The sequence below is a fragment of the Mesorhizobium sp. B2-3-13 genome, assembly GCF_006442195.1.
GTDB lineage: Bacteria > Pseudomonadota > Alphaproteobacteria > Rhizobiales > Rhizobiaceae > Mesorhizobium > Mesorhizobium salmacidum.
In genome coordinates this window covers 289,488-304,430 of sequence record NZ_VFVQ01000001.1, presented here as the reverse complement: position 1 = coordinate 304,430, position 14,943 = coordinate 289,488, and the positions used below count along the sequence as shown (strand labels likewise).

Below are 14,943 nucleotides of genomic sequence, written 5' to 3'. Positions count from 1 at the left end.
TCAGACCGGCTTCTTGCCGAAGACGCGGATGTATTCGGCGACGCCGCCCTTCGCGAGCGCCTTGGCTTGGCGGACCCAGTCGTCGCGGTCGATGCGGCCCTGGAAGGAGAGATAGCCGTCGACCCACTCTCGTTCGGCCTTCTTCCACGACGCGACCTGCGCGAAGGTGAAGATGCCTAGCGTGTGCAGGATACCCTCGATCTTCGGACCGACCCCGGAGATCAGCTTGAGATCGTCGACCGCGGCCGGCCTGTCGATACCGGCCGGACGGTTCTTGTCCTCCAGCGATGGTTTTGCCGGCTTTGCGACTGGCACCTTGGCTTCCGGCGCCTTGAAGGCCGATGCCGGTTCGGCCCTGACCGTCGGTCCACTGCGCTGCTTGGAGACCTTCTCCACTTCCGGCGCCGCCTTGTTGGCATTGGCGGCCGAATGCAGCGGCGCAGAAACGCTCGCCGCCTTCTCCGTCGCCGGCGCCACCTTGGCCTTTGAAGGCGTCTTCAACACCGGGCTGGTCTCAGGCGCGTCGGTCTTCGGCTTGCTGGCATTGGACGGCGCGACAGGTGCACCAGCCGCCGGTGGCGGCACCGGCGCCGCGATGATCGCGCCGGGTGCTGCCTTGGCAGCCTTGGCTGCTTCCCGGGCCTCCCGATCGCGGGTCGACTTGAGGATAGCCTTTTCGCTCTTGAGCGTCGTCAAACCGGAGGCCGGCTCCGAGCCTGTACGGCCATTCTGCGGTCCGGGCGCCACCGAGGCCCCCTTGCCGGCATCGTAGAGATCGATGATTTCGGCCAGCCGCTCCGGCGTCAGATCCTCGAACGTGTCCTTGAACACCATGACCATCGGCGCGTTGACGCAGGCGCCGAGACACTCCACCTCCTCCCACGACAAGGTGCCCTTGTCGTTGGTATGGAACTGCTCATGATGGATTTTCGAACGGCACACATCCATCAGCGCTTCCGAGCCGCGCAGCATGCACGGCGTGGTGCCGCAAACCTGGATGTGCGCGCGTGTGCCGACGGGATTCAACTGATACTGCGTGTAGAAGGTCGCGACCTCGAGCCCGCGAATACGGGGCATGTCGAGCATGTCGGAGATGGTCTCGATCGCCGCCTTGGTGACCCAGCCTTCCTGCTCCTGCGCCAGCATCAAAAGCGGAATGATCGCCGACTGCTCGCGGCCCTTGGGGTATTTCTTGATCCATTGCTTGGCAGCCGCCGCATTCGCCCGGTTGAAGGCGAAGGAGGCTGGCTGGACGCTGGCTTCTGCGAGACGGCGGACTGACATTTAGCGATCGACCTCACCAAACACGATGTCGAGGGAGCCAAGAACGGCGGTGACGTCGGCCAGCAGGTGGCCGCGGCAGAGGAAATCCATGGCTTGCAGATGCGCGAAACCAGGTGCGCGCAGCTTGCAGCGGTAGGGCTTGTTGGTGCCGTCGGAGACCAGATAGACGCCGAACTCCCCCTTCGGCGCCTCGACCGCCGCATAGACCTCGCCGGCCGGCACGCGATAGCCTTCGGTGTAGAGCTTGAAGTGATGGATCAGCGCTTCCATCGAGCGCTTCATCGCCGCGCGCTTGGGCGGCACTACCTTGCCGTCGAGATTCGACACCGGACCGGTGCTCTCCTTGCCGAGCAGCAGGTCGACGCATTGGCGCATGATCCGCGCCGACTGGCGCATTTCTTCCATGCGCAGGAGATAACGGTCGAAGCAGTCGCCGTTCTTGCCGATCGGGATGTCGAAATCCATTTCCGAATAGCATTCATAGGGCTGCGACTTGCGCAGGTCCCAAGGCGAACCCGAGCCGCGCACCATGACGCCCGAAAAGCCCCAGGCCCAGGCGTCGGCCAGCGAGACGATGCCGATATCGACATTGCGCTGCTTGAAGATGCGGTTGCCGGTGAGCAGCCTGTCGAGATCGTCGAGCGATTTCAGGAACGGGTCGATCCATTTGCCGATGTCCTCGACCAGTTGGCGCGGCAGGTCCTGGTGGACGCCGCCGGGACGGAAATAGGCCGCATGCATGCGCGAGCCGGAGGCCCGCTCATAAAACACCATCAGCTTTTCGCGCTCGACGAAACCCCACAGCGGCGGCGTCAGCGCGCCGACGTCCATCGCCTGCGTCGTCACATTGAGGATGTGCGACATGATGCGGCCGATTTCGCAATAGAGCACGCGGATCAGTTGGCCGCGCCTCGGCACCTCGATGCCGAGCAGGCGCTCGGCGGCGAGCGCGAAGGCATGCTCCTGGTTCATCGGGGCGCAATAGTCGAGCCGGTCGAGATAAGGCACCGCCTGCAGATAGGTCTTGGCCTCGATCAGCTTTTCCGTACCACGATGCAGCAGGCCGATATGCGGATCGACGCGATCGACGACTTCGCCGTCGAGTTCGAGGACCAACCTCAAAACACCATGCGCCGCAGGGTGTTGAGGGCCGAAATTGATGTTGAAATTGCGGACGGAGGTTTCGGCCATTTACTGCTTTGCCTTCTCATCCCCGGGCAGCACATAGTCGGTGCCTTCCCAAGGGGAAAGAAAATCGAAATTGCGGAATTCCTGCTTCAGTTCCACAGGCTCATAGATCACGCGCTTGGCCTCGTCGTCGTAGCGCACTTCGACGAAACCGGTCAGCGGGAAATCCTTGCGCAGCGGATGGCCTTCGAACCCGTAATCGGTCAGCAGGCGGCGCAGGTCCGGGTGGCCCGAGAACAGCACGCCATAGAGATCGTAGGTCTCGCGCTCGAACCAGTCGGCGCCTGGATAAACGCCGGTGATCGACGGCACCATCGTCTCTTCGTCGGCCTGCACCTTGACCCGGATGCGGACATTCTGTTTCGGCGACAGCAGATGGTAGACGACGTCGAAGCGCTTGGCCCGCGACGGATAGTCGGCGCCGCAGACATCGATGATCGAGATGAATTGGCAGCGCGCATCGTCGCGCAGGAAGGTCATCACTTCGACCAGGTCGCGCGGCTCGACATTGATGGAGAGCTCGCCATAGGCGAGCACCGCGTCATTGACGCGGCCGATCAGCTTTTCGCCGAGATAGGTCGACAGTTCGGTAAGGGATGCGGCCATGGATTTACCGTTCGATCGTGCCGGTGCGGCGGATTTTCTTCTGCAGCAGAAGAATGCCGTAGAGCAGGGCTTCGGCGCTCGGCGGGCAGCCGGGCACATAGATGTCGACCGGCACGACCCGGTCGCAGCCGCGCACCACCGAATAGGAATAGTGGTAGTAGCCGCCGCCATTGGCGCAGGAGCCCATCGAGATGACGTAGCGCGGCTCCGGCATCTGGTCGTAGACCTTGCGCAACGCCGGCGCCATCTTGTTGGTCAGCGTGCCAGCCACGATCATGATGTCGGACTGGCGCGGAGACGCGCGCGGCGCGACACCGAAGCGCTCCGAATCGTAGCGCGGCATCGAGGTGTGGATCATTTCGACCGCGCAGCACGCCAGACCGAAGGTCATGAACATCAGCGAACCGCTGCGCGCCCAGGTGATCAGCGCCTCGGTCGAGGTGACCAGAAAACCCTTGTCGGCAAGCTCGTTGTTGATTTCGAGGAAGAAGGGATCGTCCTCCCCCACCGGCTTGCCGGTGTTGGGATCAATGATACCCTTGGGCTTCGGCGCGACGAGGGTGCCTGAACTGTCGTTCAATCCCATTCCAGCGCTCCTTTTTTCCATTCATAGGCAAAGCCGATGGTCAGCACTGCCAAAAACACCATCATTGACCAGAAACCGAGCATGCCAATCTTCGAGAAGGACACCGCCCAGGGGAAGAGGAAGGCTACTTCCAGGTCGAAGATGATGAACAGGATCGACACCAGGTAGAAGCGGATGTCGAATTTCATGCGGGCGTCGTCGAACGAGTTGAATCCGCATTCATAGGCGGACAGCTTCTCGGGATCCGGGTTGCGGTAGGCTACCAGGAAGGGCGCAGCCAGCAGCGCCAGACCGACCACCAGCGCCACGCCGATAAACAGGACGATGGGCAGGTACGAACTGAGGAGTGCGTTCATGCAGCGGCTTTCCGTTGGCGCCAATCCACGTTGATTACAGCACCGGACCTTAATGCGGAAGCGTGACAGTTTAACCGCTGAACCGTTTTAAGGAGCCTATGCTGCAACGCGGCGAGGGTTAGCGCAGCACTTCCAGTGAAGCAAGTCAAACCTTGTTCAAAACACCGAGCTGGACGGCAATCCGGGAGAAACTGGTCCCATACGCTCCTGTTTGATTTCCTTCGCCATTTACTCCACTTTTCTCTCCTGACAGGGTTGCCGCCAAAACCCTGCTAGCATTGGCTGGAATCACGCCTCGCAACGACGCCAGACAGGTCCATCAGGGACGCATCCGCATGAAGGAAAAGATCTCGCTTGCCGCCGCCCGGCGCATCGCGCTCGCCGCTCAAGGGTTTCTCGATCCCCGCCCCGCCGGTACGCCCGACCGCCGCCACTTCGCCCGCGTTCTGTCCCGCACCGGCCTGCTGCAGATCGATTCCGTCAGTGCGGTGGTTCGCGCCCACTACATGCCGCTCTATTCGCGTCTTGGCCCCTATCCCCTCGCTTTGCTCGACAACGCCGCCGTGACCCGCAAGCGCACGGTCTTCGAATACTGGGCGCATGAGGCCTCGTTCCTGCCGGTCGAGACCTACCCGCTGATGCGCTGGCGCATGCAGCGCGCCGAGCAAGGCGATGAAATGTATCTGGGGCTGGCCAAATGGGGCCGCGAGCACGCCGCCTACATAGAAGAGATCTACCGCGAGGTCGTCCAGCGCGGCCCGGTCGCCGCTTCCGCGCTGGAGGGCCAGAAAGGCTCCGGCGGCTGGTGGGGCTGGAGCCACGCCAAGCATGCCTTCGAATGGCTGTTCTGGGCCGGGCGCATCACCACGGCGCACCGGCGCGGCTTCGAGCGCTTCTACGACCTGCCAGAGCGCGTGCTGCCGCAGGCGATTCTCGACCTGCCAGTACCGGGCGCCGAGGATGCACATCGTGAATTGCTGCGCATCTCCGCCCGCGCCCACGGCATCGCGACATCGGGCGACCTGCGCGACTATTTTCGACTCTCCCCCGCCGACATGAAAGGCCGGCTGGAGGAATTGGTCGAACTCGGCGAGTTGCTGCCGGTCCGCGTCGAGGGCTGGGACAAGCCGGCTTACCTCTATAGGGACGCGCGATTGCCACGCAAGATCGAGGCCCGCGCCCTGCTGGCGCCGTTCGACCCCGTTGTCTTCGAGCGCTCGCGCTCAGAGCGGCTGTTCAGTTTTCACTACCGGATCGAGATATACACGCCGGCCGACAAGCGCCAATACGGCTATTATGTCCTGCCCTTCCTGCTCGGCGACAGGATCGTGGCGCGCGTCGACCTCAAGGCAGACCGGCCGGCAAGTGTCCTGCGTGCCCATGCTGCTTACGCCGAGCCCGGCGCACCGCCCGATACCGCCGCTCAGCTCTTCGAGGAATTGAAGCAGATGCAGGGCTGGCTTGGCCTCGAACGCATCGAAGTGACGCCTGCCGGCGACCTGGGCCCGGCGCTGTCCGACATCGCGGTGTCGTAAGCTCGCGTTGACACCGCTGCCCGCAAGAGCCTAAATCGGATCCAGACGGTCTCCTCTCGGCAAAGGGAGGAGCCAAGAGGGAATGCGGTGCGGGATTGAAAATCCCAAATCCGCGGCTGTCCCCGCAACTGTGAGCGAAGAGCCAAGGCCGAAAGCCACTGGGATTGTCCCGGGAAGGCGGCTACCCAAGGCGATGACCCGCGAGCCAGGAGACCTGCCGTCTGGAATGCAAGTATCCGATCGCCCGGCGGGTTTTCCGGGCAAGGAGCCTGATTTGGATCGCGACAGCAGTTTTTCGGCTGAAACAATGGACATTTCGTCCGGCGAGGATGATTCCCTGGCCGGCATCACTGTCATCGTCTGCGCCTCCTGTCGCGACGAGAGCGGCTCCGACGCCCGTCCCCGGGCCGGCGAACTTTTGGCCGAAGATACGCGCCAAGCCGCCTCGGGCGACAATATCCGCATCCGCACCGTCGAATGCCTCGGCAATTGCAAACGTCGACTGAGCGCCGCGATCCTGCGTGACGGCTGCTGGAGCTATGTATTCGGCGATCTGACCACGACCAGCGGCGCCGATCTCGTCACTGGCGCGAAACTCTTCGCCACCTCCAGCGACGGCCTCATTCCCTGGCGGGGCCGGCCCGATAGCCTCAAGCGCGGCCTCGTGGCCCGCATCCCTCCCCTCGACATGCTGAAAGACTTGATATGACCGCATCCGTTTCCCGCGTTCCCTGCACCGTCGTCACCGGCTTCCTCGGCGCCGGCAAGACGACCCTGGTCCGCCATCTCCTGGAAAACGCCGGCGGCAAGCGCATCGCGATCATTGTCAACGAATTCGGTGACATCGGCATCGACGGCGAAATCCTGAAAGGCTGTGGCATCGACACCTGCCCAGAGGAAAACATCGTCGAGTTGGCCAATGGCTGCATCTGCTGCACCGTCGCCGACGATTTCGTGCCGGCGCTCGACCAGATCCTGTCGCTGACGCCGAAGGTCGACCATATCCTGATCGAAACCTCGGGCCTCGCTTTGCCCAAGCCGCTGGTCCAGGCTTTCCAGTGGCCGACAGTGAAGAGCCGGGTGACCGTCGACGGCGTCATCGCCGTGGTCGACGGTCCCGCACTTGCCGAAGGCCGCGTCGCCAACGACATGGACGCCCTGCAGGCGCAGCGCGCCGGGGATGAAAGCCTCGACCATGATGATCCTGTCGAGGAGGTGTTCGAGGATCAGATCGCCTGCGCCGACCTGATCATCCTGTCGAAGAGCGACCTGATGGACGCCGAGGGCTCAGCCCGCGCCCATGCCATCATTGGCGAACACTCCGCCCGCGCAGTGAAGATCGTGCCGACGTCTTATGGCAAGGTCGATCCCTCCGTACTGCTCGGGCTCGGTCTCGCCGTCGAGGACGACATCGAGAACCGAAAATCCCATCATGACGGCGCGTTCGACCACGAGCATGACGACTTCGACACGTTCATCGTCGACATCCCCTCGATCGCCAATCCCGACGAACTGGCAAAACGCGTCGCCGCCGCCGCCGAACAGGAAAACGTGCTGCGGGTGAAAGGCTTCGTCGAGGTCGGTGGCAAGCCGATGCGGCTCCTGCTGCAGGCCGTCGGCCCGCGCGTCAATCATTACTACGACCGGGCCTGGACCGCCGGGGACGACCGCCGCTCGCGCCTCGTCGTCATCGGCCTCAAGGGGCTGAACCGTCCGGCGATCGAACGTATCCTCGCCGGCTGATTTCAGGCACGGGCCGCGATGCACATCCTCACCACGACCTCCGCCTCGCTCGACGACCTCGCCGAGCCTGTCGATCTCCGGCAGGCGCCGGCGGATATCGTGGCCTTGTCCTTCACCGACAGCGATCTCGCCGGACTGGCGGCGGCATGGAAGGCCGACGCCGATCGCCTGCCGTCGATGCGGCTCGCCGCACTGCGCGACCTGCGCCATCCCATGTCCGTCGATCTCTGGATCGACAGCGTCGCCCGCCATGCCAAGGTCATCATGGTGCGCATCCTCGGCGGCTACGACTGGTGGCGCTATGGCTGCGACCAGCTCGCGGCAATCGCCCGCGAGCGCGACATAAGACTGGCGCTGCTTCCGGGTGAAAGCCATGACGAGGATCTCAGGCTGATCGAAGCCTCGACGCTGCCGCGCGCCGAACTCGACGGCCTGCTCGGCTATTTCCGCGAGGGCGGCCCGGCCAATATGAGCGCCCTGGTGCACAGGCTGGCAGGCCTGGCTGGACAAGATATGCCCGTCGCCAGTCCGGTCAGCGTGCCGAAAGCTGGTTACTATCAATCTGGATTGGGAGTCGCAGAACAGCCGGACCTTTCAAATGCCAGCACTCCCATCATCCCGATTCTCTTCTACCGATCGATGCTGCTTGCAGCCGATGTCGCCCCGATCGATGCGCTGGCCGAGGCTTTACACTCCCAGGGACTGGCACCGGTCCCGATCTTCGTTTCCAGTCTCAAGGATCCGGTGTCCCTGGCGTTCGTCGAAAATACCATCGCATCGCTGAAACCCGCCGCCATCATCACCGCGACCGCTTTCGCTTCTGGCGCCGAGCCCGGCGTGGAAACCCTGTTCGACCGCGCCGGCGTGCCTGTCTTCCAGGTCATCGTCGCCACCACGCGCCGCGACGTGTGGGAAAACAATCAGCGCGGACTGGCGCCCGCCGACCTTGCCATGCATGTCGTGCTGCCCGAACTCGACGGCCGCATCCTTGCCGGTGCCATCTCTTTCAAGGGCGAGAGCGATGTCGACCCGGCGCTGGGCCACCGCGCCTTGGCCAACCGGCCGGAACTGGATCGTGTTGAGCAAGTGGCTAGCCGCGTAGCAGCCTTCATCCGTTTGCAGCAGACCCCGCGCGCCGAACGCAAGCTGGCAATCCTCATTCCCGATTATCCCAGTGCTCCCGGCCGCACCGGCTATGCGGTCGGGCTGGATGTGCCGTCCAGCGTGATCGCCATGCTGCGGGACTTGAGCGAACAGGGCTATGCCGTTGACGCGATACCGCAAACGCCGCGTGAATTGCTGGATTTGCTGGAGCGCGGCGACTGTGGGCTGAGGCTGGACGACTATCACTCCTTTTCGACAGAGTTGCTGGCAACGGCAATTGCTGCGGTAGAGGCTGCTTGGGGCAGAGCGGAAGACGAGACAGGTCTTCGCGAGGCGCGCCCCTCTGGCAGGACAGAGGGGCGCGCCTCGCGAAGACCTTCGCTATCAGGCAAAAAACACTTCGCCTTCCGCGCCGCGCATTTCGGCAACATCACCGTCGCACTCGCCCCCGACCGTGGCCGTTCCGCGGACCGCCGCGCCGACTACCACGATCCGACGCTGCCTCCGCGCCACGCTTTGATCGCGTTCGGCCTGTGGCTGCGCGAATCGCTCGGCGTCCACGCTCTCATCCATGTCGGCGCCCACGGCACGCTGGAATGGCTGCCCGGCAAGACCGTCGCGCTTTCGCAAGCCTGCTTCCCCGAGATCGTCACCGGCTCCCTGCCCGTCATCTATCCCTTCATCGTCTCCAACGCCGGCGAAGCGGCACAGGCCAAACGGCGCATTGCCGCGGTCACGCTTGGTCATCTGCCGCCGCCGCTGACAGGCGCCGGACTGGACGAGGACCAGCACAAGCTCGAACGGCTGGTCGACGAATATGCCCAGGCCGACGGCCTCGACCGCCGTCGTCGTGACCGGCTGGCGAAACTGATCGTCGAAACCGCGCAAAAGACCGGCCTCGCCTCCGAGGCCGGCGTCGCCAAAACCGACGCGCCCGACGAAGCACTGCGCCGCATCGACGCCTGGCTCTGCGATCTCAAGGATTTTGCCATCAAGGACGGGCTGCATATCTATGGTCGCGCCCCAGACGACGAGCCCGATCCCATGCGCCGGCAAAGCGCGGAAGCCGAGAAGGCCGCGCTGCTCGCTGCGCTCGATGGCCGTCACGTCAAGGCGGGCCCGGCCGGCGCGCCCGCACGCGGGCGCTCCGATATCTTGCCCACCGGCCGCAACCTGTTCACATCGGACCCGCGCACCATGCCGACCCCGACCGCCTATGATCTCGGCAAGGCGGCGGCGGAAGAAGTGGTGCGCGCCTACATGCAATCGCATGGCGATTGGCCGCGCTCCCTGGTGACAGACCTCTGGGGCTCGGCCTCGCTGCGCACCGGCGGTGAGGAGATCGCGCAGGGCCTTGCGTTGATGGGCTGCCGGCCGCAATGGGATACCGCGACCGGCCGCATCACCGGCATCGAGGTGTTGCCGCCGGCGACGCTCGGCCGCCCGCGCGTCGACGTCACCTGGCGCATATCAGGCCTGTTCCGCGACATGTTCCCGACCCAGATCGCACTGATCGACGCCGCCGCCAACGCCGTTGCAGCGCGCGACGAGGACGAATCAGAAAACCCGCTCGCCGCCAGGACCCGCGCCGACGGCAAGGTCAGCCCGCGCATCTTCGGCACCTCGCCCGGCACTTACGGCGCCGGCGTCGAAGAGATTTTGTCCAGCGGCGACTGGGCGGCGCGCGAAGAAATCGGCCGCGCCTATCTCGACGCCACCTCGCATGCCTATGGCGGCGCCGGCGGCGAAGGGGTCTCGGCACCCGGAGCGTTTGAAGGCCGCATCGCCGAAGCCGATCTTCTGGTCCACACCGGCGACGACCCCGGCCGCGACATTCTCGAGGGTTCCGCCGACGTCGCCTTCATCGGCGGCTTTTCGGCCGCCTTGGCCACACTCGGCAGGAACGCCGACGTCATCGTGCTCGACACCACGGACCCGCAGAAGCCGAAACCGCGATCGGTTGGCGAAGCGGTGTCGCGCGTGGTGCGTGCCCGTGCCGTCAACACCCGCTTCATATCAGGGCAGATGCGCCACGGTCCGCGCGGCGCCTCCGAATTCGCCGAGACGGTCGACCGGCTGGTCGGCTTCGCCGAGGCCACCCATGCCATTTCAGGCGCGTTGATCGAGGCCGTGCATGATGCCTATCTCGGTGACGCCGAGGTTCGCGCCTTCATCCTGCGCGAAAATCCCGCCGCCGCCAAAGTCATCGCCGAGCGCTTCCTGTCGGCACGCCGGCGCGGCCTCTGGCATCCCTTGCGCAATTCCATCGACGACGATCTCGCCGCGCTGATTGCCGAGGCCAACGCGCTCGGGGTCGCGGCATGAACGCCTTCTCGCGCCGTGGCGCCTGCCCTGCTTTGTCGGCGCCGATGCAGACAGGTGACGGCCTGCTGGTGCGGCTCAACCCGGTCTCCGGAGGCCTATCGCCGAGGCTCTTGATCGAGTTGGCCGAAGCCGCCTTGCGGCACGGCAACGGCATCATGGAAGTAACGGCGCGCGGCAGCATGCAGATACGCGGCCTGACAATGGAGAGCGCTGCGTTGCTGGCAGCGGAGGTCGATGCGCTGGGCATCGCGGTGCGCACCGGCGTCCCGGTCGAGACCGGCCCGCTGGCCGGCATTGACCCGCGGGAGATCGCCGATCCGAAGCCGATGGCTGAGCGCATTCGGATGGGCATTGAAGAAACCGGGCTGGCAATAAGGTTGGGGCCGAAGGTTGCGGTGGTCGTCGACGGCGGTGGGCAACTGACGCTGGATGCGGTGACGGCGGATGTGCGGCTCGCTGCAACGCGGACCGATGTGGGGATCCAGTGGCGGGTGTCCGTCGCGGGTGATGGGCAGACCGCCAAGCCACTCGCTGTGGCGGATGAGGATGCGGCGCGCGACATTGCTGTCGCGGCGTTGCGGATGGTTGCCGAGAAAGGCCGCGAGGCGCACACGCGGGATTTGTCGAGGCGGCAATTGGAGTCTCTTGCAGGCTGGCACTCTACGGCGCCCCCCTCTGTCCTGCCGGAGGGAGGCGCCGTAGAGCGCTTTCATTCGCCCATTGGCTATTTCAGCCTCGGTAAAGGCCACGCCCTCGGCATCGGCCTAGCCTACGGCAGCATGCCGGCGGACAAAATCATCGGCCTCGCGCAAAAAGCTCTCGCCCTCGGCGCAACCGAAATCCGCCTCGTCCCAGGCCGCGCCCTGCTGTTCCTCGGCCAGCCGGCGGACGCCAAACAATCCCTTCATGACACCGCCGCCACCCTTGGCTTCGTTACCTCCCCCGCCGACCCGCGCACGCGCATCGCGGCCTGCCCGGGCACGCCGGCCTGCGCGTCCGGCCGGATCGCGACCCGCGACATCGCCGAGGCGATTGCCGCCGAGAACGCGGACATCCTCGACTTTACCCTGCACGTTTCCGGCTGCGCCAAGGGCTGCGCACATCCCGGCCCAGCAGCACTAACAATTGTCGGCGGTGAAAATGGAGCCGGACTTGTCGTGAACGCGACGGCAAAGGCCCTTCCTGCCGGCTACAGGCCGGGCTATGACGCCGCGCGCGGCATCAGCCGCGTCGCGGCGATGATCCGCAGCGCACGATTTCAAGGCGAAACCGCCGCCGCTTGCCTGACAAGGCTAGGACCGGCCGGCATCGCTGAGACCTACAAACAGGAATGAGCATGGCCGCCTACGACTATATCCACGACGGCACCGCGATTTACGAGCGCTCCTTCGCCATTATTCGCGCCGAGGCTGATCTGTCGCGCTTCTCCGAAGCCGAGGCCGATGTCGCCATCCGCATGATCCATGCCTGCGGCCAGGTCGAGGCAGTAAGTCGTTTCGTTCTCTCCCCCGATTTCGTCGCCGCCGCCCGCACCGCTCTGGCCGCCGGCGCGCCGATCTTCTGCGACGCGGAAATGGTATCGCATGGCGTCACTCGTGCCCGGCTGCCGGCCGGCAATGAGGTGATCTGCACCTTGCGCGACCCGCGCACGCACGACATCGCCAGGGAGATCGGCAACACCCGCTCGGCCGCCGCGATCGACCTTTGGGGCGAGCGTATGGCCGGTTCGGTCGTCGCCATCGGCAATGCGCCGACCGCACTCTTCTACCTGCTGGAAAAGCTGCGCGATGGCGCGCCCAAGCCGGCCGCCATTATCGGCATGCCGGTCGGCTTTGTCGGTGCTGCCGAATCCAAGGATGCCCTGGCCGAAAATTCCTATGGCGTACCGTACGCCACCGTGCGCGGCAGGCTTGGCGGCAGCGCGATGACCGCCGCAGCGCTCAATTCACTGGCGAGGCCGGGCCTGTGAACGCGCTCCCCAAAGGCCGTCTCGTCGGCGTCGGCACCGGTCCCGGCGACCCCGAATTGCTGACGCTGAAGGCCGCACGGACCTTGGCCGAGGCCGATGTCGTGGCTTATTTCGCCAAACGCGGCAACAACAGCAATGCGCGCGCCATCGTCGAGGCGCGCTTCCGGCCCGACATGCTGGAACTGCCGCTGCTCTATCCCGTGACCACCGAGATCGACAAGGATCACGACGATTACCGCTCGCAGATATCAGGTTTCTACGAGGAGTCGGCCGACAGGGTCGCCGAGCACCTCGACGCCGGCAAGATGGTTGCCGTGCTCTCCGAAGGCGACCCGCTGTTCTACGGCTCCTACATGCATCTGCATGTGCGCCTTGCCCATCGCTACCCGACCGAGGTCATTCCCGGCATCACCGCCATGTCCGGCTGCTGGTCGCAGACCGGCGTGCCGATCGTCCAGGGCGACGACGTGCTGACCGTGCTGCCTGGCACGATGAGCGAATTCGACCTGACGCGCCGCCTCGCCGACACCGACGCTGCCGTCATCATGAAGGTCGGCCGCAACCTGCCCAAGATCAAGCGCGCGCTGGACGCGACCGGCAAGCTGACGCGTGCCGTCTACGTCGAGCGCGGCACCATGGCCGGCAGCGTCTCGATGAAGCTTGCCGACAAACCGGACGACAAGGCGCCCTATTTCGCCATCGTGCTGGTTGCCGGCTGGTCCGGTCGACCCGGCGTGGCTGGAGCGCAGGCATGAGCGGCCGTCTCACCGTCATCGGCCTCGGGCCCGGCAATGCCGACCAGGTCACGCCGCAAGCCAGCCGCGCTATCGCGGAGGCAAAATTCTTCTATGGCTACAAGCCCTATCTCGACCGGCTCGACCTGCGCCCGGACCAGACCCGCGTCGCTTCCGACAACCGTGAGGAACTCGCCCGCTCCAAGGAGGCCCTGACCAAGGCAGCCGAGGGCCACGACGTCGCCGTGGTATCCGGTGGCGATCCCGGGGTCTTCGCCATGGCCGCGGCGGTCTGTGAGGCGATCGAGGCCGGTCCGGCCGAATGGCGTGCGGTCGATGTCATCATCGTGCCTGGCGTCACCGCCATGCTGGCGGTCGCCGCCCGCATCGGCGCGCCGCTCGGCCACGACTTCTGCGCCATTTCGCTATCCGACAATCTGAAGCCTTGGGATCTAATCGAGCTGCGTCTGCTGGCGGCGGCCGGCGCCGGCTTCGTCATCGCGCTCTACAACCCGATCAGCAAGGCGCGTCCCTGGCAACTTGGCCGCGCCTTCGAATGCCTGACCGCCATCCTGCCCGGCACGACGCCGGTGATCTTCGGCCGCGCCGCCGGCCGCCCGGACGAGCGCATCGAGGTCTATCTGCTGGCCGATGTCGACGCAGAAAAGGCCGACATGGCGACCTGTATCATCATCGGCTCGCCGGAGACCCGGATCATCAAGCGCGGCGACAAGCCGGCGCTGGTCTACACGCCGCGCTCGGCATCGGGCTCCACAAAATGAGGCACCATCGCGGCCAGCGCTTCTACGGTTTCAGCCGAAGGCACGTCCGGCAGATCGGGCCTGCGCACCATGACCACCTCGAGGCCGAGCGTTCGCGCCGCGGCAATCTTCCCGTATGTCGCCGCGCCACCGCTGTTCTTCGATACCACGACATCGATCCGATGCTCTTCGAGCAGCACGCGCTCGTCGGTCTCGCCAAACGGTCCGCGCGCCAACAGGTACGCGGCATCGGCAACCGCCAGCTTCGGCTCGACCGGATCGACGCTGCGGATGAGATAATGGTGCTGGGGCGCTGCCTCGAAGGCGGCGACCTCCTGGCGGCCCAGCGCCAGAAACACACGGCGCGGCACATCGCCAAGCGCCCGCGCGGCCTCGGCAACGCTGTTGACCTCAAGCCAGCGGTCGCCTTGGCCGGCCTCCCACCCCGGGCGCCGCAGGGCGAGGATCGGCACGCCGGTCTTGCGCGCGGCCATCGCCGCATTGGCGGAGATTCGCGCCGCGTAGGGGTGCGTGGCGTCGATCAGCAGACCAGTGCCTGTCTCGCTGAGATAAGCAGCCAGACCATCGACGCCGCCGAATCCTCCGCTTCGCACGGGCACACCCTGCGCGACCGGGCTTTGCGTGCGGCCGGCCAAGGAAAGCGTGACCGAGCAATCGGCGCGCGCCGCCAGTTCTCCGGCCAGTTGCCGGGCTCCGGTGGTACCGCCAAGGATCAGAATGCGGTGGGTCAT

General features: G+C 65.2%; 14 protein-coding genes and 1 riboswitch. Of the genes, 8 read left to right on the top strand and 6 right to left on the bottom strand.

Going from position 1 to position 14,943, the window contains the following annotated elements:
• Genes FJ941_RS01420 through FJ941_RS01400 form a run of 5 tightly spaced genes read right to left on the bottom strand, consistent with a single transcriptional unit; the run spans window position 1 to window position 4,020 of the window.
• Window positions 1–1,284, bottom strand: a complete 1,284-nt coding sequence (locus FJ941_RS01420) for an NADH-quinone oxidoreductase subunit E (RefSeq protein WP_140502563.1) — start codon at window positions 1,282–1,284, stop codon at window positions 1–3.
• Window positions 1,285–2,475 carry an NADH-quinone oxidoreductase subunit D gene (locus FJ941_RS01415; RefSeq protein WP_140502562.1) on the bottom strand — a complete coding sequence of 397 codons (1,191 nt, stop codon included), beginning with the start codon at window positions 2,473–2,475 and terminating at the stop codon, window positions 1,285–1,287. It abuts the gene before it with no gap.
• Window positions 2,476–3,078, bottom strand: a complete 603-nt coding sequence (locus FJ941_RS01410) for an NADH-quinone oxidoreductase subunit C (RefSeq protein WP_140502561.1) — start codon at window positions 3,076–3,078, stop codon at window positions 2,476–2,478.
• A gap of 4 nt (window positions 3,079–3,082) precedes the next feature.
• Window positions 3,083–3,664, bottom strand: a complete 582-nt coding sequence (locus tag FJ941_RS01405) for an NADH-quinone oxidoreductase subunit B (RefSeq protein WP_027145296.1) — start codon at window positions 3,662–3,664, stop codon at window positions 3,083–3,085.
• Window positions 3,655–4,020, bottom strand: coding sequence for an NADH-quinone oxidoreductase subunit A (locus tag FJ941_RS01400; protein WP_010910112.1), 366 nt, complete (start codon window positions 4,018–4,020; stop codon window positions 3,655–3,657). The genes FJ941_RS01405 and FJ941_RS01400 overlap by 10 nt, the downstream gene beginning before the upstream one ends.
• A gap of 335 nt (window positions 4,021–4,355) precedes the next feature.
• On the opposite strand from FJ941_RS01400, the gene FJ941_RS01395 reads away from it, so the two are divergent.
• The 8 genes from FJ941_RS01395 (at window position 4,356) to FJ941_RS01360 (ending at window position 14,212) form a co-directional block, all read left to right on the top strand.
• Window positions 4,356–5,555 carry a winged helix-turn-helix domain-containing protein gene (locus tag FJ941_RS01395; protein WP_140502559.1) on the top strand — a complete coding sequence of 400 codons (1,200 nt, stop codon included), beginning with the start codon at window positions 4,356–4,358 and terminating at the stop codon, window positions 5,553–5,555.
• Window positions 5,556–5,584: 29 nt separating this feature from the next.
• A riboswitch (cobalamin riboswitch) is annotated at window positions 5,585–5,792 on the top strand.
• Between the two features lie 37 nt (window positions 5,793–5,829).
• Window positions 5,830–6,264 (top strand): DUF1636 family protein, encoded by a 435-nt coding sequence (locus FJ941_RS01390; RefSeq protein ID WP_140502558.1) that lies wholly within the window; start codon window positions 5,830–5,832, stop codon window positions 6,262–6,264.
• Window positions 6,261–7,298, top strand: a complete 1,038-nt coding sequence (gene cobW, locus FJ941_RS01385) for a cobalamin biosynthesis protein CobW (RefSeq protein ID WP_140502557.1) — start codon at window positions 6,261–6,263, stop codon at window positions 7,296–7,298. Before FJ941_RS01390 ends, cobW begins: the two co-directional genes overlap by 4 nt.
• A gap of 18 nt (window positions 7,299–7,316) precedes the next feature.
• The gene (cobN, locus tag FJ941_RS01380; RefSeq protein WP_140502556.1) at window positions 7,317–10,727 is read left to right on the top strand and encodes a cobaltochelatase subunit CobN; all 3,411 of its coding nucleotides are present in this window, start codon (window positions 7,317–7,319) and stop codon (window positions 10,725–10,727) included.
• Window positions 10,724–12,061, top strand: a complete 1,338-nt coding sequence (gene cobG / locus FJ941_RS01375; protein ID WP_140502555.1) for a precorrin-3B synthase — start codon at window positions 10,724–10,726, stop codon at window positions 12,059–12,061. Before cobN ends, cobG begins: the two co-directional genes overlap by 4 nt.
• Window positions 12,062–12,063: 2 nt before the next feature.
• Window positions 12,064–12,696, top strand: a complete 633-nt coding sequence (locus FJ941_RS01370) for a precorrin-8X methylmutase (protein ID WP_140502553.1) — start codon at window positions 12,064–12,066, stop codon at window positions 12,694–12,696.
• Window positions 12,693–13,451, top strand: a complete 759-nt coding sequence (locus FJ941_RS01365; protein ID WP_140502552.1) for a precorrin-2 C(20)-methyltransferase — start codon at window positions 12,693–12,695, stop codon at window positions 13,449–13,451. The genes FJ941_RS01370 and FJ941_RS01365 overlap by 4 nt, the downstream gene beginning before the upstream one ends.
• On the top strand, window positions 13,448–14,212 hold the full coding sequence (locus FJ941_RS01360) for a precorrin-3B C(17)-methyltransferase (protein WP_140502550.1): 765 nt from the start codon (window positions 13,448–13,450) through the stop codon (window positions 14,210–14,212). Before FJ941_RS01365 ends, FJ941_RS01360 begins: the two co-directional genes overlap by 4 nt.
• Here the strand turns inward: FJ941_RS01360 and FJ941_RS01355 are convergent.
• A complete protein-coding gene (locus tag FJ941_RS01355; RefSeq protein ID WP_140502549.1) occupies window positions 14,176–14,943 on the bottom strand; it encodes a cobalt-precorrin-6A reductase in 768 nt (255 codons plus the stop codon). The genes FJ941_RS01360 and FJ941_RS01355 overlap by 37 nt on opposite strands.

What these genes read in the sequence shown, in the direction of transcription:
- FJ941_RS01370 (WP_140502553.1), top strand. Translation starts at nt 12,064, where the DNA reads ATGGCCGCCTACGACTATATCCACGACGGCACCGCGATTTACGAGCGC.
- cobW (WP_140502557.1), top strand. Translation starts at nt 6,261, where the DNA reads ATGACCGCATCCGTTTCCCGCGTTCCCTGCACCGTCGTCACCGGCTTC.
- FJ941_RS01405 (WP_027145296.1), bottom strand. Translation starts at nt 3,664, where the DNA reads ATGGGATTGAACGACAGTTCAGGCACCCTCGTCGCGCCGAAGCCCAAG.
- FJ941_RS01410 (WP_140502561.1), bottom strand. Translation starts at nt 3,078, where the DNA reads ATGGCCGCATCCCTTACCGAACTGTCGACCTATCTCGGCGAAAAGCTG.
- FJ941_RS01355 (WP_140502549.1), bottom strand. Translation starts at nt 14,943, where the DNA reads ATGACCCACCGCATTCTGATCCTTGGCGGTACCACCGGAGCCCGGCAA.
- cobG (WP_140502555.1), top strand. Translation starts at nt 10,724, where the DNA reads ATGAACGCCTTCTCGCGCCGTGGCGCCTGCCCTGCTTTGTCGGCGCCG.
- cobN (WP_140502556.1), top strand. Translation starts at nt 7,317, where the DNA reads ATGCACATCCTCACCACGACCTCCGCCTCGCTCGACGACCTCGCCGAG.
- FJ941_RS01420 (WP_140502563.1), bottom strand. Translation starts at nt 1,284, where the DNA reads ATGTCAGTCCGCCGTCTCGCAGAAGCCAGCGTCCAGCCAGCCTCCTTC.
- FJ941_RS01360 (WP_140502550.1), top strand. Translation starts at nt 13,448, where the DNA reads ATGAGCGGCCGTCTCACCGTCATCGGCCTCGGGCCCGGCAATGCCGAC.
- FJ941_RS01395 (WP_140502559.1), top strand. Translation starts at nt 4,356, where the DNA reads ATGAAGGAAAAGATCTCGCTTGCCGCCGCCCGGCGCATCGCGCTCGCC.
- FJ941_RS01400 (WP_010910112.1), bottom strand. Translation starts at nt 4,020, where the DNA reads ATGAACGCACTCCTCAGTTCGTACCTGCCCATCGTCCTGTTTATCGGC.
- FJ941_RS01415 (WP_140502562.1), bottom strand. Translation starts at nt 2,475, where the DNA reads ATGGCCGAAACCTCCGTCCGCAATTTCAACATCAATTTCGGCCCTCAA.